The 25,890-nt window shown below is 47.7% G+C and carries 22 protein-coding genes; 5 read left to right on the forward strand and 17 right to left on the reverse strand.

Going from position 1 to position 25,890, the window contains the following annotated elements:
• Nucleotides 1-12: 12 nt before the first annotated feature.
• The 4 genes from BSPA111_RS12110 to proB form a co-directional block, all read right to left on the reverse strand.
• Nucleotides 13-633 (reverse strand): helix-turn-helix domain-containing protein, encoded by a 621-nt coding sequence (locus BSPA111_RS12110; RefSeq protein ID WP_183271390.1) that lies wholly within the window; start codon nt 631-633, stop codon nt 13-15.
• 148 nt (nt 634-781) lie between these two features.
• Entirely contained in the window at nt 782-3,718 is a 2,937-nt protein-coding gene (gene ehaB / locus BSPA111_RS12115; RefSeq protein WP_183271391.1) for an autotransporter adhesin EhaB, read from the reverse strand.
• Between the two features lie 510 nt (nt 3,719-4,228).
• Nucleotides 4,229-5,482 carry a glutamate-5-semialdehyde dehydrogenase gene (gene proA, locus BSPA111_RS12120; protein WP_183271392.1) on the reverse strand — a complete coding sequence of 418 codons (1,254 nt, stop codon included), beginning with the start codon at nt 5,480-5,482 and terminating at the stop codon, nt 4,229-4,231.
• Between the two features lie 10 nt (nt 5,483-5,492).
• A complete protein-coding gene (proB, locus tag BSPA111_RS12125) occupies nt 5,493-6,596 on the reverse strand; it encodes a glutamate 5-kinase (RefSeq protein WP_183271393.1) in 1,104 nt (367 codons plus the stop codon).
• Nucleotides 6,597-6,892: 296 nt separating this feature from the next.
• On the opposite strand from proB, the gene BSPA111_RS12130 reads away from it, so the two are divergent.
• A complete protein-coding gene (locus BSPA111_RS12130) occupies nt 6,893-7,993 on the forward strand; it encodes a porin (protein ID WP_183271394.1) in 1,101 nt (366 codons plus the stop codon).
• Nucleotides 7,994-8,035: 42 nt separating this feature from the next.
• Here the strand turns inward: BSPA111_RS12130 and crl are convergent, their stop codons facing one another.
• The 3 genes from crl to gpt all read right to left on the reverse strand — a co-directional run bounded on the left by crl (nt 8,036) and on the right by gpt (nt 10,511).
• Nucleotides 8,036-8,437 (reverse strand): sigma factor-binding protein Crl, encoded by a 402-nt coding sequence (gene crl, locus BSPA111_RS12135; protein ID WP_183271395.1) that lies wholly within the window; start codon nt 8,435-8,437, stop codon nt 8,036-8,038.
• 57 nt (nt 8,438-8,494) lie between these two features.
• Nucleotides 8,495-9,742 (reverse strand): esterase FrsA, encoded by a 1,248-nt coding sequence (gene frsA / locus BSPA111_RS12140; RefSeq protein ID WP_183271396.1) that lies wholly within the window; start codon nt 9,740-9,742, stop codon nt 8,495-8,497.
• Between the two features lie 310 nt (nt 9,743-10,052).
• Nucleotides 10,053-10,511 (reverse strand): xanthine phosphoribosyltransferase, encoded by a 459-nt coding sequence (gene gpt, locus BSPA111_RS12145; protein WP_034457839.1) that lies wholly within the window; start codon nt 10,509-10,511, stop codon nt 10,053-10,055.
• A 265-nt stretch (nt 10,512-10,776) separates the two neighbouring features.
• On the opposite strand from gpt, the gene pepD reads away from it, so the two are divergent.
• On the forward strand, nt 10,777-12,234 hold the full coding sequence (pepD, locus tag BSPA111_RS12150; RefSeq protein WP_183271397.1) for a cytosol nonspecific dipeptidase: 1,458 nt from the start codon (nt 10,777-10,779) through the stop codon (nt 12,232-12,234).
• 66 nt (nt 12,235-12,300) lie between these two features.
• Here the strand turns inward: pepD and dinB are convergent, their stop codons facing one another.
• The 8 genes from dinB to BSPA111_RS12190 form a co-directional block, all read right to left on the reverse strand.
• Nucleotides 12,301-13,356 carry a DNA polymerase IV gene (dinB, locus tag BSPA111_RS12155; protein ID WP_183271398.1) on the reverse strand — a complete coding sequence of 352 codons (1,056 nt, stop codon included), beginning with the start codon at nt 13,354-13,356 and terminating at the stop codon, nt 12,301-12,303.
• 106 nt (nt 13,357-13,462) lie between these two features.
• A complete protein-coding gene (gene nqrM / locus BSPA111_RS12160) occupies nt 13,463-13,687 on the reverse strand; it encodes a (Na+)-NQR maturation NqrM (RefSeq protein ID WP_183271399.1) in 225 nt (74 codons plus the stop codon).
• Nucleotides 13,688-13,698: 11 nt separating this feature from the next.
• Nucleotides 13,699-14,922 carry an NADH:ubiquinone reductase (Na(+)-transporting) subunit F gene (gene nqrF / locus BSPA111_RS12165; RefSeq protein WP_183271400.1) on the reverse strand — a complete coding sequence of 408 codons (1,224 nt, stop codon included), beginning with the start codon at nt 14,920-14,922 and terminating at the stop codon, nt 13,699-13,701.
• Nucleotides 14,923-14,934: 12 nt separating this feature from the next.
• The gene (gene nqrE, locus BSPA111_RS12170) at nt 14,935-15,531 is read right to left on the reverse strand and encodes an NADH:ubiquinone reductase (Na(+)-transporting) subunit E (protein WP_183271401.1); all 597 of its coding nucleotides are present in this window, start codon (nt 15,529-15,531) and stop codon (nt 14,935-14,937) included.
• Between the two features lie 6 nt (nt 15,532-15,537).
• Nucleotides 15,538-16,176 (reverse strand): NADH:ubiquinone reductase (Na(+)-transporting) subunit D, encoded by a 639-nt coding sequence (locus BSPA111_RS12175; protein WP_183271402.1) that lies wholly within the window; start codon nt 16,174-16,176, stop codon nt 15,538-15,540.
• Nucleotides 16,169-16,963 carry a Na(+)-translocating NADH-quinone reductase subunit C gene (locus tag BSPA111_RS12180; protein WP_183271403.1) on the reverse strand — a complete coding sequence of 265 codons (795 nt, stop codon included), beginning with the start codon at nt 16,961-16,963 and terminating at the stop codon, nt 16,169-16,171. The genes BSPA111_RS12175 and BSPA111_RS12180 overlap by 8 nt, the downstream gene beginning before the upstream one ends.
• The gene (locus BSPA111_RS12185) at nt 16,956-18,194 is read right to left on the reverse strand and encodes an NADH:ubiquinone reductase (Na(+)-transporting) subunit B (protein ID WP_183271404.1); all 1,239 of its coding nucleotides are present in this window, start codon (nt 18,192-18,194) and stop codon (nt 16,956-16,958) included. The genes BSPA111_RS12180 and BSPA111_RS12185 overlap by 8 nt, the downstream gene beginning before the upstream one ends.
• A gap of 3 nt (nt 18,195-18,197) precedes the next feature.
• Entirely contained in the window at nt 18,198-19,541 is a 1,344-nt protein-coding gene (locus tag BSPA111_RS12190; RefSeq protein ID WP_183271405.1) for a Na(+)-translocating NADH-quinone reductase subunit A, read from the reverse strand.
• A gap of 486 nt (nt 19,542-20,027) precedes the next feature.
• On the opposite strand from BSPA111_RS12190, the gene dpaA reads away from it, so the two are divergent.
• A complete protein-coding gene (gene dpaA / locus BSPA111_RS12195; RefSeq protein WP_183271406.1) occupies nt 20,028-20,765 on the forward strand; it encodes a peptidoglycan meso-diaminopimelic acid protein amidase in 738 nt (245 codons plus the stop codon).
• Here the strand turns inward: dpaA and BSPA111_RS12200 are convergent.
• Both BSPA111_RS12200 and lpcA read right to left on the reverse strand, forming a co-directional pair.
• Nucleotides 20,736-21,503: a class II glutamine amidotransferase gene (locus BSPA111_RS12200; RefSeq protein WP_183271407.1), complete on the reverse strand. Its 768-nt coding sequence runs from the start codon at nt 21,501-21,503 to the stop codon at nt 20,736-20,738. The genes dpaA and BSPA111_RS12200 overlap by 30 nt on opposite strands.
• Nucleotides 21,504-21,628: 125 nt before the next feature.
• The gene (gene lpcA, locus BSPA111_RS12205; RefSeq protein ID WP_064553165.1) at nt 21,629-22,210 is read right to left on the reverse strand and encodes a D-sedoheptulose 7-phosphate isomerase; all 582 of its coding nucleotides are present in this window, start codon (nt 22,208-22,210) and stop codon (nt 21,629-21,631) included.
• A 214-nt stretch (nt 22,211-22,424) separates the two neighbouring features.
• Here lpcA and fadE point away from each other — a divergent pair, with 214 nt between their 5' ends.
• Together fadE and BSPA111_RS12215 are read left to right on the forward strand one after the other, a co-directional pair.
• Nucleotides 22,425-24,869, forward strand: coding sequence for an acyl-CoA dehydrogenase FadE (fadE, locus tag BSPA111_RS12210; protein ID WP_183271408.1), 2,445 nt, complete (start codon nt 22,425-22,427; stop codon nt 24,867-24,869).
• 248 nt (nt 24,870-25,117) lie between these two features.
• The gene (locus tag BSPA111_RS12215; RefSeq protein ID WP_183271409.1) at nt 25,118-25,885 is read left to right on the forward strand and encodes an amidohydrolase; all 768 of its coding nucleotides are present in this window, start codon (nt 25,118-25,120) and stop codon (nt 25,883-25,885) included.
• Nucleotides 25,886-25,890: the final 5 nt, after the last annotated feature.

A 25,890-nucleotide genomic window follows, 5' to 3' on the forward strand; every position in this document is an offset into this window, starting at 1 on the left:
GACCTGCTTTTCTCAATAACTGACAGGTAGACGATTTATCGAAACCAGCTTACCTTTATCCATCTCAATATAATTACCTTTACGTAGAGCAGACAATACTTCAGCAACTACTGAGCGGGATATTTTAGTTCTTTTTTGCACGAAATTAATAACCCCTGTACGCGCACGTAAATCAGGACTCCATGAATCCATGGTGAGCAAAGTGGCCCTAATCTGAGAATAAGTTGTCGTGCCAATGAAACGAGAATCACGATGCTCAAGATTACGCAGTAAGTAAGTTGCCCAGTGAAAAGCGGGTTGCCAAAGCTTGTATTTTTCAATAATATCAAAAGCAAGATTTGCAGGAAGAGTAAAACCCTGACATTCAGTTTGAGTCGTTATTCGATATTTAATCTGAGTTGTATGAAACATATTGGCCAGGCCAATCAATGTTGGGGCGGAAACCAGTTCCATCAAAAGGTTATCCATTTCTCGATGCAGTATGATACTGCCTTCACTAAAAAACCAAACTAATGGTTGGGTATCCTCTTTAAACATGCTCAATTCATTGTCTGCTGGCAATCTAAACTCTTTACCAACATCCACCAACCTACTACGAATAGCCTCTAGCTGGGTTAATGGTTTTACATACATAAAAGATATTCCTTTACCCTAATGGCCCAGTAACATGCCTATCCGTATCACGGATAGGCATCTATTATAACAATTTGATTCAAACTAGAAATAATATTAATAGGGCATCAGCTCTCATATCCAAAGAGCCACATTATTATATATATTATTACCAGGTATATTTCACACCCAAGTTAGCTGACCAATCCTGATCGACATCACCACCACCGAGGTAGTTAGTGTCAACATAGGCACCGAAGTTTTTGGTAAAGCTAACCTGAGTACCCAGACCCACACGAACCGCAGAACCTTCTACACCATTGTCGATGCTATCACCATTAACATCAGCGCTGTTGCCATTGGAATCGTCATAGACGTAAGCCAGTTTGAAGTAAGGGGTTACAGCCTGGTCACCATAGTTAAAGGTATAACCTGTGTCCATACCCACTTCATAGCGCATACTGTCATACGATTGGCTGCCAACTTTCATATCGTTACTCAGTTGGTAATTATCACCGTCCTGGAACAGACCAGAAATAGAAGCATATGGAGTTACATAACCTTGCTGGTTAAGCTGGATGTCATAACCCAACTTCATACCAAAGCCCCAGGCATCGGAAGAGACATCACCATCAACCGCATCACCGTTACTCATGGTTGCAGTTAAATCATTACTATAATGGCTATAGCTCAGGTTTGAATCCAAGAAGATATTATTCTGGAAGCGAGCAGACGAATAAATACGAGCAGACTGGCTGTCCTGATCTACGTTACCACTGTTGTCACTGATGCTACCTTTTGCAAAGCCTGCTGCTGCACCAACAGTCCACTTAGCGTTATTACCGTCGATCTGTTTATCCAGACCAACCATAATACCGTTAACGTCCTGATCGTAATTCAGCACACCGTTATCGCCAGAGAAGCCACCGCCGGTATAAGTTACCCACGCGCCCCCCATATCACCTGAAGTATGGCGACCATTTGCCAGGCGAGTTGCCAGAGCATCTTGTTCCAGATTCCAGATATTGGTGTTTGCAGAAGGGATGCTCAACGCCATATTAGCGTAATCAGTCAGACGATCTTGTTTCAGAACAACTGAATTACCTTCCTGCTCAGCATGATAGGTGTAGGCACCCAGATCAGCTTTGTTAGCAGCAGAGAAAGTGGCAGTGCTGTTTTGGTCGTTAACATAGACCAGCTCGTTACGATTATAATCAGCAACAGAACCAGTACCAGTCGCGTTATCAATACGTACTTTATAGTTACCAGTAGCAGCAGCTACTTTGTCGCCTGAGTTATCAACTTCGCTCTGACCTGCTTCAGTCTGGTCTGCATCGTAAGCATCGCCATTGCCATTAATGGTCAAGTGACCATCAGAATTCATGGCAATAACACCGAAGCCATAGTTAGACTGAGAATTGTCGTTGGTGCGGTCATTGCTCAGGTCGGCATCCAGCACATAACGGTTGCTGTGAATGTCAAATGTACCAGCGTGGATGTTACCACCAGTATCAGTGGTACTGGTCACATTCAGTACGTCAGTCTGGAACGCACTAATATTCGACTGATCAGTCTTCACATCAAACAGACCATTATTAGTCACACTGATGGTGTTTGCATACAAAGCTGCATTATTCACTGTCCAGCCAGCAGATACATCGTCAGCCAAAGATACAGTACTGTTATCAATAGTCAGCGAGTTAGTTGCAACATGACCATCTTCACCAATGTTCAGAGAAGAAGCCCCGATCAGAGTAATTGAGTCAGAAACCAGAGAGGAATCAGCAACGTTTACCTGAGAACCACTGTTAATACTCAATGTATCAATCAGAGACTCTTTGGTCGTATCCCATTCTGAACCACCGTTCAGCGTTACGTTGAACAAGCCACTCTGATAAACTGCGTTGCCAGCAATATGGCTCTCATCATATGCAGTATCTGGATTATCAATACCGCCAGTCGAATATGGCCACAAACTGTTAGCAGTGATATCGATCAGTTTTGCAGTCGCATCAGTGCCTACTTCATATGTGTAAGAACCATCACCATCAGCATCAACCTGATGTACAGACATTGCTGCACCGACCCACTTGCTACCATTGTTAAGGGTAACGTCCATACGGTCAGTACCGTCCCAGCCGTTGGTATCGACATTGCCATCGGTATCACGATAAGAGTCCGCACCAGCCGGGAAGAAATTCTCATCAAAATTACTTGAGAAAACAACATCCCCCATCAGTGTGGAATTGTTGAGAGTAACAGTTGTCTGCATAGCGTTGTCAGCATTCGGATTAGCAATTGCTGCGATCGCTATATCATCTTGGGTATCATCGCCAGAATAATCACTTGCGTTACCGGTGTTACCAAACCAACCAGAGGTACCCTCATCAGTCCATGATCCAGAGGTCACGGTAGAATCGGTCACAGTAATGGTGTTATTGAATACTTCACCACTGTTTACGCCAGTACTCACAGTATTGTTATCAATATCTTCCCACTCATAACCCTGAGTCAGCGTAATTCCCGCAACGTGTGAATTATTTTTAATGACCAGATCAACTTCCTGATCCAAAGTGATAGCTGTACCGTCATCGTATACATTTACAACATGTGAATCTGCTGCGCCATTGTAAGTACCGTTGTAGGTATAATGTTCGTAGTTATCATCAATCGTTGAATTATCAACGGTCAGTGCCAGACGGTCGTAAATATAACCAGTCGTACGATCATCAGCACAATCGACGGTCATACATTCGGAAGTTACCATACCGTGAATGGTACTGTTTTTGATTGTCAGGTTATTGTCATTGGTGTTGGTGGAAAGACCATTATCCAGGTAGTACGTGGAAACAACACCATTTACAGTTGAGTTGTTGATTACTGGATAAATATCACCATTGTAAAAGCTATCAGTACCATAGTTATTCCAGCCAACGTATCCACGATAGTAAACACTATCGTCATGAGTAGAGTCGTTATAGTGCACGAAAGTATTGTACGTCGTACCTGAGACATCATTGCTTGCAGCATTTGCCTGACCGGCAATTGCCATAGTACAAGCCAATGCTAGTTGAGATACAACGAGTTTCTTTTTCCAAGAATGCATTTTTCATCCCTCCCAAGGGATTTAATCTTATGTTGGTCCATCAATAATCAATGCAGTAAGCGGCGATCACTAATTACATAACCGTATTAGTGGAAGGATTATTATGTACCCAAAGCAAATCGTTCAATTAATTTCTTGGGTAAGTATGGAAACAGACAAATAATCAAAAAGAGTTGGCGTGCACAGAGAAATACAACTTGCTAGATATCATTAGTATTTATTATAAATGCAATGACACATATAAATAATGAATTGCTGCACATAACCTATTCATTAACGAAAGCGACAATAATTAAATGAACAACATTTGGTTAAATGAAAACTCATTAGAGTAGCGATTTACGTCTACAGAAAGTATTTTTATTTGGAAAAAATGGAGTGCTTTTTGAAACTCTGCATTTAATAAATGCTCGTTCAGGGAGAGGTGAAAATATAAATAGTTATAAATAAAAAGGTAATACATAAAATCGCTTAACAGCCCGACTTGTATGTATTACCTCAGAAATTATCTTACGATCGGACAGTATCGTCGCCGAATCCAATCCATTTGTAAGTTGTTAGTGCTTCCAGTCCCATTGGGCCACGAGCATGAAGCTTTTGAGTACTTACCGCCACTTCCGCACCCAGCCCAAACTGCCCACCATCGGTGAAACGCGTTGAAGCATTCACATAGACGGCAGAAGAATCGACTTCATTCACAAAGCGGTTCGCATTACGTAACGTACGAGTCAATATCGCATCAGAATGTTGTGTTCCATGTTCACGAATATGATCAATGGCGTCATCAATATCATCGACAACTTTCACATTCAGATGAAGTGACAACCACTCATCGTCGTAGTCTTCTGCTTTTACTGGTAATACTTCCGCTGGGCCGTTTTGCAATAGAACCATGGACTGTTCATCAGCATGCAATGTCACGCCAGATTCTGCCATTTGTTGACTTAGCGAAGGCAAGAAACTCGCAGCAATTCCTTGATGGATCAGCAAGGTTTCTACGGTATTACAGGTGCTAGGGCGCTGAGTTTTGGCGTTAACAATGATTTTCAGTGCAGGCTCAAATTCAGCGCTTTCATCTACAAAAATATGACACACACCAATACCACCGGTAATGACCGGGATGGTTGATTGTTCACGGCAAAGTTTATGCAGACCTGCACCACCACGCGGAATTAGCATGTCTACGTATTTGTCCATGCGTAGCAGTTCATTCACCAGCGCACGGTCGGGGCTTTCAATCGCCTGAACCGCTGCGGCAGGCAAGCCACATTCCGTCAGCGCTTGTTGAATGACCTTCACTGTTGCAGCATTGGTGCGCCAGGTTTCTTTCCCACCACGCAGAATCGCTGCATTGCCTGTTTTCAGGCACAGTGAGGCAACGTCAACCGTAACATTAGGACGAGCTTCATAAATTACGCCAACCACACCTAACGGAACACGACGACGCTCGATACGCAACCCGCTGTCCAGTATCCCGCCATCAATGATTTGACCAACAGGATCGGCCAAATTACAAACCTGGCGAACATCACTTGCAATACTACTCAGGCGTGAGGGGGTCAGCTGTAAACGGTCTAACATCGCTTCGCTTAGACCGTTGGCCTTTGCTTCAGCCAGGTCTTTTTCGTTAGCTTCTAAAATTGCTGCAGCCTGAGCTTCCAGATTATCTGCGATACATTCCAGCGCACGGTTTTTGTCGCGGCTGGAAAGCAGTGCCATCTGATAAGAGGCGGCTTTAGCTGCTTTGCCCATTTGTTCCAGCATTGCCAGCTCCTTAGTTAACAATCATATCGTCACGATGAACGGCTACTGGGCCATACTCGTAGCCAAGTATTTCACCGATCTGTTGAGAGTGATGACCAGCAATACGACGCAAAGCGTCGCTATTGTATCGACATACACCATGAGCAATATCGCGCCCTTCAAGGCTGCGAATGCGGATAACTTCGCCACGAGAAAAGTTTCCAGTAACGTTTTTGATGCCCTTTGGCAACAGGGAGCTTCCGCGTTCGAGGATAGCTGCAAGCGCGCCATCATCAACCGTAATCTCACCCGCAGGAGGTGCACCAAATATCCAACGCTTGCGGTTTTCTAATGGCGACTGTTGGGCATGGAAACGGGTCCCTACTGGCGTCCCCGCCATAACATCACCAATCACCCCAGGTTTGCTACCGGCCGCAATCACAACGTCGATACCCGCGCGACAGGCAACATCAGCAGCCTGCAACTTCGTGCCCATACCGCCCGTTCCAAGCCCTGAAACACTATCACCTGCTATCGCTCGAAGTGCGTCATCAATGCCGTGAACTTCTTTAATGAGCTCTGCTTCTGGGTTATTACGTGGGTCAGCAGTAAACAACCCTTGTTGGTCGGTCAGCAGTAATAGTTTATCGGCACCAGCCAAAATAGCTGCCAGCGCAGAAAGATTGTCATTATCACCAACTTTGATTTCTGCGGTCGCAACAGCATCGTTTTCATTGATTATCGGTACGATGTTGTTATCAAGCAATGCACGCAAAGTGTCTCGCGCATTCAAGAAACGCTCACGATCTTCCATATCGGCACGGGTCAGTAGCATCTGTCCAACATGAATGCCGTAAATAGAAAATAGCTGTTCCCAAAGCTGGATCAATCGACTTTGGCCAACCGCCGCCAGTAATTGCTTGGATGCAATCGTTGCGGGCAGTTCGGGGTAACCTAAATGCTCGCGCCCCGCAGCAATCGCCCCGGAGGTCACAATAACAATGCGATGCCCGCAGGCATGAAGTTGTGCGCACTGGCGCACCAGCTCAACAATATGAGCTCTATTCAGGCGGCGCGAGCCACCGGTTAATACGCTAGTGCCTAGTTTTACCACCAGCGTCTGGCTGTCACTCATGATTCTCTGCCGTTTCAACGAAATTGGAAAAATTAAAATGCCAGATGACGTTGTAACAGGAGTGACGCAGCTTGCCAACAGGCTCGGAAGGAAAATAGGGATCCAGAGGAAAAATGATCGGAAAACGTAGCGGTAAATTTTTACAGTTTTATGACAAATATAAATAATTACGTTTATTTAAACTTTCTCTTACTTTGTCATAAATGTTTCATCTCCAGACGATAAAACTCTCTGCGTTTTTTAACGGGATCTCTCCTGATTAAATTTTTAGCGCGTAGACACTAATGGGATGAAAAATGAATAAAAGCATGTTGGCAGTAATGGTATTGGGTTTTCTGGCGTCATCAACTTCTTCGCAGGCAGCGGAAATTTATAATAAAGATGGCAATAAACTCGACCTTTACGGAAAAGTAAAAGCTGAACACTATCTGAGTGATAATAATTCTGTAGATGGCGATCAGTCTTATGTTCGTCTGGGCTTTAAAGGCCAGACACAAATTAACGATCAGTTAACGGGTTTTGGTCAGTGGGAATATCAAGTTGCTGCTAACAAAGTTGAAGGTGATGTTAACACCACCAAAACTCGTCTGGCATTTGCTGGGTTAAAAGCGGGTGATATCGGTTCTTTCGATTATGGCCGTAACTATGGTGTGCTCTATAACATCGCATCTTATACAGATATGATGCCTGAGTTTGGTGACGACTCTTACACTAAAACCGATAACTTCATGACTGGCCGTGCTAACGGTGTGGCAACCTATCGTAATAACACTTTCTTTGGCCTGGTTGATGGCCTGAAACTCGCCTTGCAATATCAGGGAAAAAACGAGAGCGATGGACGTGCAACTAGCAAGCAAAATGGCGACGGATTCGGTACTTCACTGTCATATGACATTGCAGATACGGGTCTGACTATCGGTGCTGGTTATGCTAATTCCAATCGCACTTTGGCACAAAAAAACCTGGCGGTGGGTACGGGTGATAATGCCGAAGCCTGGACAACGGGCTTGAAATACGATGATCACAATGTTTATCTGGCAGCAATGTATGCTGAAACGCGTAATATGACGCCAATTTCTGGTACTGCATCTATTAATGGTGTTAACAGAAGCATCAACGGTTTTGCAAATAAAAACCAGGCCTTCGAAGTCATTGCACAATATCAGTTTGACTTTGGACTGCGTCCATCCCTGGGCTATGTCCAGTCAAAAGGTAAGGATATTGAAGGCGTGGGCGATGCGGACCTGGTGAAATATATTGATGTGGCTGCCACTTATTATTTCAATAAAAACATGTCAGCTTTTGTTGATTACAAAATTAACCAGTTGAGCGATGACAATGCACTTAATCTGAACAACGATGATGTTGTCGCATTAGGCTTGGTTTATCAGTTCTAAGAGTCTGACAAAAAAGCCCCACTCATTAAGTGGGGCTTTTTTTTATGCTGATAATTTTACCGGTTTTTCCGCAAAATCTTGTGCAGGTACCAGTTCAAGATCCAGTGTGCTTAATAACTCACGCAAACGCTCGTGGAAACCACGCAGTGTTTGCTCAAGTCTTTCATCCACTTCTTTGTCTTTTGTTGCCGTCGCAGTCCATTTACCGTCTTTGTCGAACAAACCAAACTGGTAGGTGTAGGTAAATTGTTTTTCCTGAGCTTCCAACTCCATCCACCAGCCCCAGAATTCACGCTTCTCAGGTGCAGGCTTTACGTTGACGCACACAGCCAGGCAATCGAAGAAGAAACGGTTATCTTCACATTGCTCTTCCCGGATATATGGGCCAAGCGAGGCAAATTTTTTAATCAATCTACTTTTCGGGTGTCCACTTGGTAACGTCATTCCGATCTCCTGTTGTGAAGCATCTGTTTTACCAAACCAACAAAATTTAGCAAATCATTAACGTAATCTCTGCTTGATCCATCCAGTAATTTCTTTCAGCGCTTTGTCAAAGTTGCGATACACCGGGTTAAATGGGATCGCTAACAACTTACCATCCGCAGATGACGAGGTGATTAAACGAGAATCGTCTTCCGGGCTGAACGGATCGTTCGCCCAGTAACCCGATAACATAGGTGTTGGACAATGACGCCCTAATAGCCCCTGAGTTTTTAGCGAGTAGCGGTTCAACTCTACGCGTAACGCATTGTCAGATGCATCGTGCATTCCCAGACGGCTCGCCAACACATCAATATACATCTCCGGCACCTGAGCCTGACGTGATGCATCACTCAATAAACTATGAACAACCGGGCCAAGGCATGCAACGGCCTTCAAACGAGGCGCCTCGATATACCCCAAACGCACCGCGACATTTGCCCCAAAACGGAAACCAAACGCCGCCACGCGGGTGTGGTCTATCCAGGGAATATTGGGCAGAGCTTTCAAAACATGCTGGTGTAACAGACTCGAATCCTGAGTCAGTTTCCATTTTGAAGAAAATCCGACGGATGGCATATCGATGGTTAACATCGCGATACCTTCGGGCGCAAAATATTTCTCGAATAAAGTGTAATAATCGCTTTGCAACGCATCCAGACCGCCGCAAATCAGTACCGTTGGGAATGGACCTTCCCCTCCTTTTGGCACATGAAGGAACCCTGTTATCGCACCGCCGCCAGGAATAGTAAATTCCAGTTCACGCAAGCCGCCAGAGAGACGTGGGGCTGCTTCTTCGTAGGCTCGATTTGCCAAAACTTGAGCCTGTTCGGCAAGTTGGTCACCTTTCAGGTGGGGATAGGCAGCAATACTGTAAAGATTGGCAGCCTGTAACCAATATTTGCCGCTAAGAACTTTATCGGTCTCCTGGTTGGCTCGCTGCTGCCAAAGCATTGCCTGCTTCGACCATTCAAAAATCCAGTTTCCACTGCGGTAACCGACAACCGTATCAAACAGATCGGCATTAGTGCGCTCAGCTGGATTAACCGCAATGCGAGCCTGCACTTCAAGAATTTCACGTGGATCGACACCCCGCCAAACCCACAACAGGCGGTTAATCATGCGATACCAGTGAGGAACAGATTTACCGTCCAGAGCAGACTGGATAACGGGGGCAGTTTGGTGTTGAGCGCGACGAACTAAAGTCGATGTCTCGGGATGCTTAAATCGGGGTTTAAATAGCGTTTCGCTAAGGTTGGCCTGTACCATCGCCTTCTGCCTCCATATAAACGTCAGGAATGCAGCTATTGTACTCTGTCGGCAACCAAATAACACAAACGCCCGGCATTGCCGGGCGTAAATCAGTGCAAATATCGAAATGTATAACCTAAATCTTTTGAGTTGCAGCAAGGCGGCAAGCGCTGTTCAAATCTGTCTGGAACAGATTTGAACAGCGCTTGCGCTGGCCCGAAGGGTGAGCCTCATGGACGAGGCTCATAATCCCCAGGAGCTTACTCAAGTAAGTGACTGGGGTGAATGAGTGCAGCCAACACCGCTGTGGCTCAAAGGATGACGGTTATTAACGGCCAGCTAAAGGTGGTACAAACACCACGCCCATATCCCACGGCTGTTCAATCCAGGTATCCTGCGGGATATCGATAACGTAATCGTCAACCAAAGGCTGACCTGCAGGCTTAGCGAAGATAGTGACAAAATGCGCTTTTGGATACATTTCACGGATAGCCACTGCGGTGCCGCCAGTATCTACCAGGTCATCAATAACGATGAAGCCTTCACCATCACCTTCAGCACGTTTCAGCACAGTGAGTTCGCGCTGGTTGTCGTGGTCATAGCTGGAGATACAAACGGTATCAACATGACGAATCCCCAATTCACGTGCCAGCAGTGCGCCAGGAACCAAGCCGCCACGGCTAACGGCAATAATGCCTTTCCACTGTTCAGCAGGAAGCAGACGGCTTGCCAGCTTACGCGCGTGAATCTGCAACATGTCCCAGGTGACGATGTATTTTTCGCTCATGTGAAATTATCCCAGCCAGTTATTAACGGCTTAAAAATGTTCAAAGGGGTTTTGGTTGCGCGAGATTATAGAGATCTGGCGCACTAAAAACCAGTGCTGTGGGCTCGCCCCCTTCGTTTTTACGTGCTTTAGATCGTCATAGCGTGAGTTAAAGTGGTATTCTCAAGCCAGCACACAATGCTTACTTGTGTTGTATTTCATTTAGATCAATCCTGGTCTCTGCTTACCAAAATAGTCGGCAGAGTCGATGTCAAGGAGACTTATCGTGTCTGAATTGTCTCAATTATCTCCGCAACCGCTGTGGGATATTTTTGCCAAAATCTGTTCTATTCCGCACCCTTCTTATCATGAAGAACAACTTGCGGAACATATTCTGTCCTGGGCAAAAGAAAAAGGCCTTCATGTAGAGCGCGACCAGGTCGGCAATATCCTGATCCGTAAACCTGCAACTGCGGGCATGGAAAACCGTAAAGCGGTGGTCCTGCAGGCTCACCTTGATATGGTGCCGCAGAAAAATAACGACACTGTCCATGATTTCACCAAAGATCCGATTCAACCGTACATTGACGGTGAGTGGATTAAAGCGCGCGGAACTACGCTGGGCGCAGATAACGGTATTGGTATGGCGTCCGCTCTGGCGGTGCTGGCAGATGATTCGGTATCTCATGGCCCATTAGAAGTTCTGCTTACCATGACTGAAGAAGCCGGTATGGACGGTGCTTTTGGTCTGCAAGCGGGCTGGTTGCAAGCTGATATTCTGATCAACACCGACTCTGAAGAAGAAGGTGAGATCTATATGGGTTGTGCTGGTGGGATTGATTTTATCTCCACTCTGCCACTGCAACGCGAAGCGATTCCTGCCGGTTACGAAACCTTTAAGCTGACCATCAAAGGTCTGAAAGGTGGTCACTCAGGTGGTGAAATCCATTTGGGTCTGGGCAACGCAAACAAATTGCTGGCTCGTTTCCTGTTCGCTCACGCAGCAGAACTGGATGCTCGTTTGATTGATCTGAACGGCGGTACGCTGCGCAATGCTATTCCACGTGAAGGCTTTGCTACCCTGGCCGTTCCGGCAGATAAAGCAGCGCAGCTGGAATTACTGGCTAACAAGTTCCTTTCGATTCTGAAAAATGAACTGGCAGCCGTCGAGAAAAACATCACAGTTTTACTCGAGACAGTCACTACAGACAAGAAAGCGCTGACTGCGAAAAGTCGCGACACTTTCCTGAGTCTGCTGAACGCAATGCCAAATGGTGTAATCCGTAATTCCGATGCAGTAAAAGGCGTTGTGGAAACCTCACTGAACGTAGGTGTGGTCACAATGACTGACGAAAGCGCAGAAATCATCTGCCTGATTCGTTCACTGATTGATAGCGGTAAAGATTACGTGGTTGGCATGCTCCACGCTTTGGGCCAGCTCGCTGGCGCGCAAACCGTGGCGAAAGGCAGCTACCCTGGCTGGCAGCCGGATGCAAACTCACCAGTTATGCATTTGGTTCGTGAAACATACCAGAAGCTGTTCAATAAGACTCCGAACATCATGGTCATCCATGCGGGTCTGGAATGTGGTCTGTTTAAGAAACCTTACCCAGATATGGATATGGTTTCCATTGGGCCGACCATCACGGGTCCACATTCTCCTGATGAACAAGTTCATATCGAAAGCGTAGGTCAATACTGGATCTTGCTGACAGAATTGCTGAAAGCCATTCCTGCTAAGTAAGCACTAAATAACCCTCATTCTGGCCTTCTCCCTCAGGGAGAAGGAGAAAACCGAGTGAGGGTTTTTTTATAGCCCCAGCACCAGTTGACGCTCCATCTGCGGGTCCAGCAAAGTCACATGCAAACCCACTAACCTTACCCCTCGCCCACCCCGGCGTTCTTCCCATGTTTTCTTCGCAGTTGAGATTAAATCGGCTTTATTTAGCTGCGGCCAGACATGTTCCTGGGTGGTCTGCTGGAAATCTTTAAATTTGAGTTTGATACCCTGCCTGGCAATCAGTAAGTCCGGTTTAACCTTTTTCAAACGTCGTTCAAGTTCTGGGTAAAGCTGTTCAATGATGGCCTCGCATTCATGCCACTCATGAATATCTTCAGCGAGCGTTTTCTCAACGCCAACCGATTTACGTTGCCGTTCGTTATTAATTTCACGTTCATCTATTCCCTGGCTTCGCTCCCATAACACGCGCCCGAATTTACCAAACCGTTTAAGTAACGAGGCGAGATCGGTGCTCTGCACATCAGCACAGGTACGTAATCCCAAACTCTCCAGTTTTCCCGCCGTGACTTTGCCGACGCCTGGAATTTTGCCAAGCGGCAGGGTTTGCAAAAACGCGGGAATTTCCTCCGGAGTGATCACGTATTGCCCGTTGGGTTTATTAAGGTCAGAAGCGATTTTGGCGAGGAATTTTACCGGGGCGATACCCGCAGAAGCGGTGAGATTAAGTTCGTCCGAAATTGCCTGACGAATTTCCTTTGCCATGAGCGTTGCAGACCCCAGGCAGTTCAGACTATCGGTGACATCCAGATAAGCCTCATCCAGTGACAGCGGTTCGATAAGTGTGGTGTATCGGCTAAAAATTTCACGGATATGATTTGAAGCTTCTTTGTATGCTTCAAAGCGCCCCGGTAAAAGAGTCAGGTGTGGACATAATTTGAGTGCCATAGCTGTCGACATCGCGCTATGCACACCAAACTTTCGGGCTGGATAATTTGCTGTACTGATGACGCCACGTCGTTGTGCACTCCCGCCGATTGCCAACGGGACATCCCGCAATGCAGGGTTATCACGCATCTCAACAGCTGCAAAAAAGCAGTCCATATCAACATGAATGATTTTACGCATACGTATTCGCACCAGTTACATAACTGGATAAGTATACAGTTAAAATAAATAAAGAGGAAAGTCTTAGGGAAAGAAACCTCCCGACAATGCGGGAGGTCTTAGTCGATTACAAGATGCGGTTTTGCTGAAGTTTTGCCTGCCGCTCAGCTTTCGCGATGCGCTTCTTACGAGCATCACAAGGTTCAGGACAGTTGCAGACTTTCTCCATGCCTAGTGCGGCAATGCCACCACAGCTACCCTGAAGCGTTTTGCGCTTCACGATAACACCCAGTGACATTCCAAATATCACCAGAAGAAATATAACGAAGGTGGCTAAAAACAGTGTCAGCATAATGGCTCCCGTCAGCCGCCAAAGTCGTCGAGCATGATATTTTCATCCTCTACGCCAAGATCTTTAAGCATTTTAATAACTGCAGCATTCATCATCGGCGGCCCACACATATAGAACTCACAGTCTTCTGGTGCCGGGTGGCTGCGAAGATAGTTTTCCAATAATACGTTGTGGATGAAACCGGTGTAACCCGTCCAGTTATCTTCTGGCTGTGGATCAGAAAGGGCAACATTGAACGTGAAATTCGGGTTTTCCTGCGCCAGTTTTTCAAACTCTTCTTCGTAGAACATCTCGCGCAGAGAACGAGCCCCATACCAGAAACTGATTTTACGCGTGCTATGAAGGCGTTTAAGCTGGTCAAAGATATGTGAACGCATTGGGGCCATACCTGCACCACCGCCAATGAACACCATTTCAGCGTCCGTATCTTTGGCAAAGAATTCACCAAACGGCCCGGAAATTGTCACTTTGTCACCCGCTTTCAACGACCAGATATAGGAGGACATTATCCCCGGTGGTGCATCTGGCACATTCGGCGGTGGCGTAGCAATACGCACGTTCAGCATGATAATGCCTTTCTCATCCGGGTAGTTCGCCATGGAGTAAGCGCGAACACAGGGCTCTTTCACCACAGATTTGAAGCGGAAAAGATTAAACTTATCCCAGTCACCGCGATATTCCTGCGGAACATCAAAGTCCTGGTAATTAACTTCGTGAGGTGGGCTTTCAATCTGGATATACCCCCCCGCACGGAACGGCACCACGTCACCATCAGGAATGCGCAGTTTGAGTTCTTTTATGAAAGTCGCCTTGTTATCGTTAGAGATAACTTCACACTCCCACTTTTTAACGCCAAAGATCTCTTCCGGAAGCTCGATTTTCATGTCTTGCTTAACAGCAACCTGACAGGCAAGGCGGCAGCCTTCTTTCGCTTCACGCTTAGTGATATGCGAAAGCTCGGTTGGCAGAATATCTCCACCACCTTCTTTAATTGTCACGCGGCATTGCCCGCAAGAACCACCGCCACCACAAGCAGAAGAGATAAAAATCCCCTGGCTTGAGAGTGTATTAAGCAGTTTGTCACCCGCCGGAGCATGAAACTGTTTGTCTGCTTCGTTGTTAATCTCGATCAGCACATCACCGGAGTTCACAAGCTTTGACTTGGCAAACAAAATCAACAGAGCCAGAGCCAAAACAATGAGCGTGAACATCACCACGCCAAGAATAATTTCCATACGTTTTCGCCCTTACAGCTGCACACCGGAGAATGACATAAAGCCCAGCGCCATCAATCCAGTGGTGATAAAGGTAATTCCTAAGCCGCGCAATCCTGCGGGCACATTGGCATATTTCATTTTCTCGCGGATACCTGCCATCGCGACAATCGCCAGCATCCAGCCCACACCAGAGCCAACACCATAAACAATGGATTCACCGAAGCTATAGTCACGCTGCACCATAAACGATACGCCACCAAAAATTGCGCAGTTAACGGTGATAAGCGGCAGGAAAATACCCAGCGCGTTGTAGAGAGCCGGGAAGAAACGATCAAGGATCATTTCGAGGATCTGCACCAACGCGGCAATCACACCAATGAAGGTAATGAAGTTCAGGAAGCTCAGGTCAACGCCTTCTACCAACGCGCCATCACGAAGAATCAGGTTATAAACCAGGTTATTCGCAGGGACAGCAATCCCTAAAACGACGGTTACCGCTACACCCAAACCGAATGCAGTAGAGACTTTCTTGGAGACCGCAAGGAAGGTACACATACCAAGGAAGAACGCGAGCGCCATGTTCTCAATAAACACTGCGCGCACAAACAGACTAATCATATGTTCCATAGTCAGTTAGTCCTTTTCCTGCTGCGCAGGCTTGAGCGTACGCAGGGCCCAGATAAGCAGGCCGATAATAAAGAATGCACTCGGCGCGAGAAGGAACAGCCCGTTTGGCTGATACCAGCCACCGTTCTGCACCGTTTCAAACACCGTGATACCAAACAATTTACCACTGCCAATAAGCTCACGCAGGAAGCCAACCAGCAGCAGAATCACGCCATATCCCAAGCCATTACCGATACCATCCATAAAGCTTGCCAACGGTGGCGACTTCATGGCGTACGCTTCAGCGCGCCCCATGACGATACAGTTGGTGATGATAAGGCCGACAAAGACCGAAAGTTGTTTGGAAATCTCGTAGGCGTAAGCGCGCAAAATCTGATCCACAACGATAACCAACGAAGCAATGATCGCCATCTGCACAATAATTCGCACACTGTTTGGGATCAGGTTACGGATCATCGAGATGAACATGCTGGAAAACGCCGTCACCACGGTGACCGCAAGCGTCATGACAAACGCGGTTTCCAGCTTTGTGGTTACCGCCAGCGCCGAGCAGACGCCGAGTATTTGCAAGGCAATGGGGTTGTTATCTATCAACGGGCTAACCAGTACCCGTTTGACCTCTTTCATGTCTGAAATATCAGCCATTGTTGAGCGCTCCTTCACGTACATTTTTCAGGAAAGGGCCAAAACCAAGTTCACCCATCCAGAAATCAAAAGTGTGTTGTACTCCGTTAGCCGTCAGCGTGGCACCCGATAAACCGTCAACCCCGAACTCATCGCCCTGACGTGCGCCACCCTTCACAATGCGCAGTGCAGGCTGGCCTTTATCATCAAGGACTTTCTTGCCGATAAACTGCTCACGCCAGACTGGGTTTTCAATTTCACCACCCAACCCTGGCGTTTCGCCGTGATCGTAGTAAGTGATACCTTTTACCGTACGGCCATCTGTTTGCAGAGAAACAAAGGCATACATCATCGACCACAAGCCTTTACCATAAACAGGCAATACGACTTCCTGCACTTTGTTTTGCTCATCGCGAACCAGATAAATTTCGACGATATTGCTGCGATGCTTTATCCCGGCGCGATCTTCACTGGAAGCGAGCGTCATGCTCTGGTCGGGGTCACGCAATGCCGCAGCCTGGTCAAATTTAGAGGCGTCTTTATCCAGTAACTCACCACTTTTAAGGTCCAGCAAACGCGGTGTAATGCGTGTTTCATAGATTGCTTTGACGTCTTCGCCGGTCATTTTTGGTGTTGCTAAGCCCGCAACATCCAGAATATTACGCTGTTTATCGAGCGCTTTTTGCTCCTGCTGACGCGCTTTAAGCCCTACAGCTGAGCCTGCCACCACGACGGAACAGACCAGGCAAAGCACCAGCACCACCAGCAGCGTTCTGCCGATGCTATCGTTACTTTTTACTTCAGCCACGCGACTTCCTCCGCTTGATATTGGCTTGCACAACCAGGTAATCGAACAACGGTGCAAAGAGGTTGGCGAACAGAATCGCCAGCATCATCCCTTCTGGATAGGCTGGGTTTACAACACGAATCAGGACACACATCACACCGATGAGCGCCCCGTACCACCATTTACCTTTATTAGTAAACGAAGCAGAAACCGGGTCTGTCGCCATGAACATCATGCCAAAGGCAAAACCTCCAAGCACCAGATGCCAGTACCATGGCATAGCAAACAGCGGGTTGGTTGCAGAACCGATGAAGTTAAACAGGGTTGCTGTGGCAATCATACCGAGCATCACACCTGCGACGATGCGCCAGGAGGCCACGCGACCAAACAGGATAATCGCCCCACCAATCAGGATCATCAGTGTTGATACTTCACCAATTGAGCCGGGAATGTTGCCGAGGAATGCATCCATCCAGGTCACAGGCTGACCGGTTGCGACATTCATCAGTGCTTCACTACCACCATTCGCCCACTGAGAAAGAGGTGTTGCACCTGAGAAACCATCTGCCGCAGTCCACACTAAATCGCCCGAAATCTGCGCTGGATATGCGAAGAACAAGAAGGCACGGCCAGCTAGTGCTGGGTTCAGGAAGTTACGACCTGTTCCACCGAATATCTCTTTAGCGATAACAACGCCGAAACTGATACCGAGTGCCGCTTGCCATAGCGGTAATGTTGGAGGAACCACCAACGCAAACAGAATAGAAGTCACAAAAAAGCCTTCGTTAACTTCATGTTTACGGATGATTGCGAACAAGACTTCCCAAAAACCCCCCACCAAAAACACAGTGATGTAGATTGGCAGGAAGAAGACCGCGCCAAGCGTCATCATGCTCAGCCAGCCAGCATCAGGCGTAAAGTTAACCCCAAGCCATTGTGCGACGACATAGTGCCAGTCAGATGAAATCACCTGTTGGAGTTGTTCTGCACCGTACATTTTGTTCAGTGCGGGAATAGTTTGTAGCCCAACGTTGTACATGCCCCAGAACATGGCTGGGAATACTGCAAACCACACCAGGATCATCATGCGCTTCAGATCGATAGCATCACGAACATGGGAGGCCCCAGGCGTAACGATGCCCGGTGTATAGAACAATGTCGCCGTAGCTTCAAAGAGTGGGTAGTATTTTTCTAGCTTTCCGCCTTGCGTGAAGTGCGGCTCTAGTTTTTCAAATAAATGCTTCAAGCCCATGACTTATCCTTCCTGCTCGATGCGGGTTAACACTTCGCGTAGCACTGGACCGTATTCGTATTTCCCAGGGCAAACATAGGTACAAAGCGCTAAATCTTCTTCATCCAGCTCCAGACACCCTAACGCCTGAGCGCTGTCGGTATCCCCCGCCAATAAATCGCGCAATAACATCGTTGGCAGAATATCCATTGGCATAACACGTTCATAGTTGCCGATCGGTACCATTGAACGCTCGCCACCATTGGTATCTGTTGAGAAATTGAATAATTTTCGCTTCAGGAAGTGGCCGATAGTCGTACGGGTAATAGAGTATTTGTCTGCACCCGGCATGACCCAACCAAACAGTTCTTTTTCACGCCCTTCTTTCAGAACGGTAACCTGCAAATGGAAACGACCAAGCCAGGCGCGTGGGCCAGCAGCTATCGTGCCACTTAATACCGAACCAGAAACAATGCGGTTTTCGCCTTCTTCCAATTCACCCGCCGTCAGCACGTCGAGTGAAGCACCCAAGCGCGTGCGAATCAGGCGCGGCTTTTTAACTTGTGGGCCTGCCAGTGCAATAACACGCTCAGTCCACAACTCGCCTTCCACGAACAATTTGCCGATGGCAATCACATCCTGGTAATTCAGGTGCCAGACTATTTTTTGCAGGCTAACCGGCTCGAGGAAGTGAATGTGTGTACCCACTAACCCAGCTGGGTGAGGGCCAGCAAACTCATTAAAAGTCACTTGCCCAGCGGGATGACCACCGAGCTTACCGCCACCAGCCTGACAGACGTGGACTTTGCCATCAGTCAGTCTGGATAACAGCGTTAAACCGGCATCAAACATTTCGCGATGGGCGCGAATAATAGGTTGCGGGTCAGCCGCCAGTGGATTGGTGTCAATCGCGGTGACAAAAATGGCTGCAGGAATTGTTGATGGTTGTGGTGCTTTGCTGAATGGACGAGTCCGAAGCGCAGTCCACAAACCAGAAGCTAACAATTGCGCCTGAACGGTTTCACGCGGCAGTTTGGCAAGGTTTTCTGCTGCAAAGCGTTCGAAAACGACTTGTTCATCACCTTGAACCTCAATAACCAGAGATTGCAGCACTCGACGCTCGCCACGGTTAATCGCTTTTACCGTCCCACTAGCAGGAGCAGTAAAGAGAACGCCAGGGTTCTTTTTATCTTCGAAGAGTGGCTGACCTTTCAATACCTTGTCGCCCTCTTGCACAAGCATTGAAGGACGCATGCCGACATACTCTTCACCGAGCAGGGCCACTAAGGGTATCGCTGGGCCGTCATGAATTTGCTGTTCCGGTAAACCGGCGATAGGCAAATCCAGACCTTTTTTGATTTTTATCATAAGGTTATCACGTTTAAAATTGGCTTAAACATACCGACAAAAACTGTAGCCGACAACTGAGGGGTCGAAACAGGGTTCAACCAATGCGACACATAAAGCAGATTAAAAATGGAAACGCATCCGTTCACTATTACGAGAGGGAGTGATAAGTCGCCCAAACAACCGGGACAACTGACTTATGGAAAGTTTCCGTTCTTATCCGCAGGTCAACATTCGCGGGGGATTTTAGCATCAATAGGGTCTGGAATGGGGAGAAATCGACACTCTGATATGCAGCAATGCGAGCTATTACGCAAAAACCTAACTCTTATCCTTTCCATAGGTATATCTTAACGACCAGTTATGTGTGTAAACGTGTCTTTTCAGGCTTGCGAAAAATCATAACGATGCTAATGTGAGCGTTCCTAATCCAGAGCATTCTGATTTCGGGTTTCTTATTTTGCCGTCCTGGCATTTGGTATAAGTTCTATCAAGGAATAAAGCAGTATGCGTAAGATCGCACTCGTTATTGCGATGCTTCTGATACCGTGCGTGTCATTTGCCAGCTTATTAAGCAGCAATTCGTCAACCACGCCTGTCAGCAAAGAATTCAAGCAACAACTTATGGGCTCTCCTGTTTATATTCAGATATTTAAGGAAGAGCGCACATTAGAGTTATATGTGAAGATGGGCGAACAGTTTCAGTTGCTCGACAGCTATAGCATCTGTAACTACTCCGGTGGGTTAGGTCCAAAACAACGTCAGGGGGATTTTAAGAGCCCTGAAGGTTTTTATAACGTGACCCGTAACCAGCTCAAACCTGATAGCCGCTTCTATAAAGCCATTAATATCGGCTTCCCAAATGAGTTTGATCGCTCACATGGTTATCAAGGTCAGTATCTGATGATTCACGGTGCTTGCGTGTCTGTTGGCTGCTATGCAATGACTGACACCAACATTGATGAGATTTTCCAGTTTGTCACTGGAGCATTGGTATTCGGCCAGCCGAACGTGCAAGTGAGCATTTACCCGTTCCGCATGACTGACGCCAATATGGAACGCCACAAGTATTCGTATTACATCAACTTCTGGAAACAGCTGAAGCCGGGTTATGACTACTTTATGGCAAATCACCAGCCGCCAGGCGTTTCTGTTATTAGCGGTAACTATGTGATCAGTAAGCCGGTTGTGCCTACGACACAACCGCAGTTGGCATCAAACTACGCGTTCTCCGAGACAAAATAATTCCGACTCACCTGGTGCAATCTTGTGCCAGGTTTCGTTTCCCGTCAGGGGTTGAGTCGCGATAACAGTGACCACATCGTTGAGTGTGGTCTCTTCCTGAAAATCAATTTCCACATCTTGATCCAACAGTTTTGCCACGCCAAAGGGTGCTCGTCGGGTAATCCAGTACAAGTTTGTGGAGCAAAACGCCATCACATAACGACCATCCGACAACAACATATTAAACACACCTTTCTCACGCAATTGCCCAGCAAGTTCGGTGATGTAGCGGAACACAGCCTGCATATTGCCGGGTGTTCGTGGGTAGCGTTGTGTCAATTTATGCAGTAACCAGCAAAATGCTTGCTCACTGTCAGTTTCACCAATGGGGCGGAACGGGCCTGTTTCAAGAGAGCGATGGCCTTTGAGTTGGCCATTGTGGGCATAGGTCCAGTTGCGTCCCCATAACTCACGCGTAAAAGGGTGGGTATTTTCGAGCGCGACTTTACCGCGATTTGCCTGGCGGATATGTGCAACCACAGAACAAGATTTGATCGGATAATCCTGCACAAGTTTAGCAATGGGTGAATTAAAGCTAGGTTGCGGATCTTTGAACGTACGGCAACCCTTACCTTCATAAAAGGTAATTCCCCAGCCATCTTTATGCGGCCCCGTACCTCCGCCACGCTGCACCAACCCGGTAAAACTAAAGCAAATATCTGTTGGTACGTTGGCGCTCATCCCGAGCAGTTCGCACATATTAACCTCCAGGCTTAAACCACCCTCACCCTAACCCTCTCCCTGAGGGAGAGGGGATTGGATCTGTTTTCTCCCTCTCCTGAGGGAGAGGGCCGGGGTGAGGGCGTAAACCCTCTGCCCTCAAACTAAGCTTTGACCATCTCTTTTTCGATAAGCTGGATCAGAATATGAATCACTTTAATGTGAATTTCCTGAATACGGTCAGCGTAACCGAAGTGTGGAACGCGAATTTCGACATCCGCAGTCCCATCCATTTTGCCACCGTCTTTCCCGGTCAGGGTGATGACTTTCATGCCTTTCGCACGCGCAGCTTCAATCGCTTTGATAACGTTGCCAGAGTTTCCAGAAGTGGAGATCCCCAATAACACATCGCCTTCACGGCCTACAGCTTCAACGTAACGAGAAAAAATATGGTCATAGCCAAAATCGTTGCCAACACAGGAGATGTGGCTGACATCAGAAATAGCGATTGCCGGGTATCCCGGACGGTTTTCACGGTAGCGCCCCGTCAGTTCTTCAGCAAAGTGCATTGCATCGCAATGTGAGCCTCCGTTACCGCAAGATAAAACTTTGCCACCTGCTTTGAAGCTATCAGCAAGCAAAACCGCCGCACGCTGGATTGCATGAATGTTAGCGTCATCTTTCAGGAAGTTAGCCAGCGTTTCTGCCGCTTCATTCAATTCGTTACGAATAAGATCCTGGTACATGAGGATGTCCTTCAGTATTTTTCGATTGAGTAAACCCAAGCAGTTTACCGGATAGCGCGAGAAGCGCCATATCCACCTGCTTTTGCGGTTCTGTGCGATAACAATGTGAGCAAGGTTGTAATTATTTTGTGAAGATATTGCTAAAAAAAACCACATGAACTAAAACCAATATATCCAAGTGGTCAGACCTCCTACAAGCAAGGGAGTTTCCTTTATGTTGATTTTGAGTATTGTTGCAACGGTTGTTCTCCTCGGTGTGCTTTTCTATCACCAGGTCAATTTACTGCTCAGTAGCGCAATTTTGCTGGTGTGGACGGCAGCGCTTGGTTTCGCCGGTATCTGGTCAATATGGTTGCTCGTCCCGCTGGCGATAATTCTGGTGCCGTTTGTCTTTACCCCAATGCGTAAATCTTTAATTTCCGCTCCGGTATTCCGTAGCTTCCGAAAAGTCATGCCGCCGATGTCTCGTACTGAAAAAGAGGCTATCGACGCCGGTACGACCTGGTGGGAAGGTGATCTGTTCCGCGGTAAGCCAGACTGGGAAAAACTGCATAACTACCCGCAGCCTAAGCTGACTGAAGAAGAACAAGCCTTTATTGACGGGCCGGTTGAAGAAGCATGTCGCATGGCGAATGACTTCCAAATCACACACGAAATGGCAGATTTACCGCCAGAGTTGTGGGCTTATTTAAAAGAACATCGCTTCTTCGCGATGATCATCAAGAAAGAGTACGGTGGCCTGGAGTTCTCCGCTTACGCTCAGTCACGCGTACTGCAAAAACTGTCTGGTGTTTCAGGCATTCTGGCGATAACCGTGGGTGTACCTAACTCATTAGGCCCAGGTGAACTGTTGCAACATTACGGAACAGAAGAACAGAAAAATCATTACCTGCCACGTCTGGCTCGCGGGCAAGAGATCCCTTGCTTTGCATTGACCAGCCCGGAAGCGGGTTCCGATGCAGGTGCCATTCCTGATACCGGCGTAGTCTGTATGGGCGAGTGGCAAGGTCAACAAGTTCTGGGTATGCGTCTGACCTGGAACAAGCGCTACATTACGCTGGCACCTATTGCCACCGTTCTGGGACTGGCGTTCAAACTGTCGGATCCGGATAATTTACTCGGTGATGGCGAAGATTTGGGCATTACCTGTGCGTTAATTCCAACTCACACCCCAGGTGTGGAAATCGGTAAGCGCCACTTCCCGCTCAACGTGCCATTCCAGAACGGCCCAACTCGCGGTAAAGACATTTTCGTCCCGATTGATTACATCATCGGTGGTCCAAAAATGGCCGGTCAGGGCTGGCGTATGCTGGTGGAATGTCTGTCCGTTGGCCGTGGTATCACACTACCTTCCAACTCTACCGGTGGTTTGAAATCTGTGGCGATGGCAACGGGCGCTTATGCTCATATCCGCCGTCAGTTCAGAATCTCTATCGGTAAAATGGAAGGGATTGAGGAGCCTTTGGCACGTATTGCGGGTAACGCGTATGTGATGGATGCAGCGGCATCACTGGTGACTTACGGCATTATGCTCGGTGAAAAACCAGCAGTTCTGTCGGCTATCGTTAAATATCACTGCACCCACCGCGGCCAACGCGCGATTCTGGATGCAATGGATATTGTCGGCGGTAAAGGCATCATGCTCGGCAACTCGAACTTTGTGGCTCGAGCTTACCAGGGTGCTCCTATCGCGATTACCGTGGAAGGCGCGAATATCCTGACGCGTAGCATGATTATCTTCGGCCAGGGCGCAATCCGTTGCCATCCTTATGTCCTCGAAGAGATGACGGCAGCGCAAAACAATGACGTCAACGCATTCGATAAGCTGCTGTTCAAGCATATCGGCCACGTTGGCAGCAACAAAATGCGCAGCCTCTGGCTTGGGCTGACTAACGGTTTGACCAGCTCCACGCCGACCAAAGACTCTACCAAACGTTACTACCAATATATGAACCGACTGAGTGCCAACCTGGCATTGCTGTCTGATGTTTCGATGGCCGTACTGGGCGGAAGCCTGAAACGTCGTGAGCGTATTTCAGCACGTCTGGGCGATATTCTCAGCCAGCTTTACCTCGCATCTTCAGTGCTCAAGCGCTATGACGACGAAGGCCGTAACGAAGCCGATTTACCGCTGGTTCACTGGGGCGTTCAGGATGCGTTGTACCAGGCAGAACAAGCGATGGACGATCTGCTGCGTAACTTCCCGAATGCGTTTGTCGCTGGCATGTTGCGTGTAATTATCTTCCCACTTGGCCGCCGTTACGATGCTCCATCGGACAAGTTGGATCATAAACTGGCGAAGATCATGCAGATCCCGTCCGCTACCCGTTCACGCATTGGTCGCGGTCAGTATCTGACGCCAAGCGAGTTCAACCCGGCAGGTTTACTGGAAGAAGCATTGATGGACGTAATGGCCGCAGAGCCAATACATCTGCGCATCTGTAAAGAAACTGGACATAATTTACCGTTCACTCGCCTGGACGAACAAGCTAAGCAATGGCTGGCTGAAGGGAAAATCAACGCGGACGAAGCGGCGATCCTCACCAAAGCTGAAGTCAGTCGCTTGCGCAGTATCAACGTCGATGAGTTCGAGCCGGAGGAACTGGCAACCATGCCAGTAAAGGTGCCGGAAAAGCATCGCAAAATTGAAGCAGCATAACGACTCTGACTCAAATTATGACGAGTAAAAAAACCCCGTTCGCGGGGTTTTTTATTACCCAACATAAGCCAGTTATACCCAAAATAATTCGAGTTGCAGGAAGGCGGCAAGAAAAAGAACCCCGATGAGCTTACTCAAGTGAGTGATTCGGGTGATTGAACGCAGCCAACGCACATGCAACTTGAAGTATGAAGGGTATAAGTCATGCTAAAGTGAATGAATCACTGTTTATCATGAGGCTTCCGATTGTGTCTGGTTTGAAAATCACCGTTCTGCAACAACCGCTGGTCTGGATGGATGGCGCGGCAAACTTACGTCATTTCGATGTGCTGTTAGATGGTATTCATGGCCGTGACCTGATTATCCTGCCAGAAATGTTCACCACCGGTTTTGCGATGGAAGCAGCCAAACAGTCGCTCGCTGAAGAGGAAGTGATTGACTGGATGCAGTTTAAAGCCCAGCAAACTCAGGCGATGATCGGCGGGAGTGCTGCACTGCAAACCGAGCGCGGGCCTGTGAATCGTTTTCTATTGGTTCAGCCTGACGGCAAAGTCCATTTCTACGATAAACGTCATTTATTCCGCATGGCAGATGAGCATCATCATTATCAGGCGGGCGAAGAGCGTGTGGTGGTGGAATGGCGCGGCTGGCGTATTTTGCCGCAGGTCTGCTATGACTTGCGCTTCCCGGTATGGTCACGCAATCGCAACGACTATGACTTAGCTTTGTATGTTGCGAATTGGCCCGCACCTCGCTCACTGCACTGGCAAAGTTTGCTGGTCGCCCGCGCTATTGAAAACCAGGCATACGTTGCAGGTTGCAACCGTGTTGGCACCGATGGCAATGGGCATCATTATCGTGGCGACAGCAAGATCATCAATCCACAGGGCGAAATTCTGGCGAATGGTGAACCGCATCAGGCGATGCGTCTCGATGCCGATTTGTCATTGATTGCGTTGCAGGAATATCGTGAGAAGTTTCCCGCCTGGCAGGATGCCGATCCGTTTACGCTCTAAATTCT

Source organism: Buttiauxella sp. A111 (assembly GCF_014189855.1).
GTDB classification, from domain to species: Bacteria; Pseudomonadota; Gammaproteobacteria; order Enterobacterales; family Enterobacteriaceae; genus Buttiauxella; species Buttiauxella selenatireducens.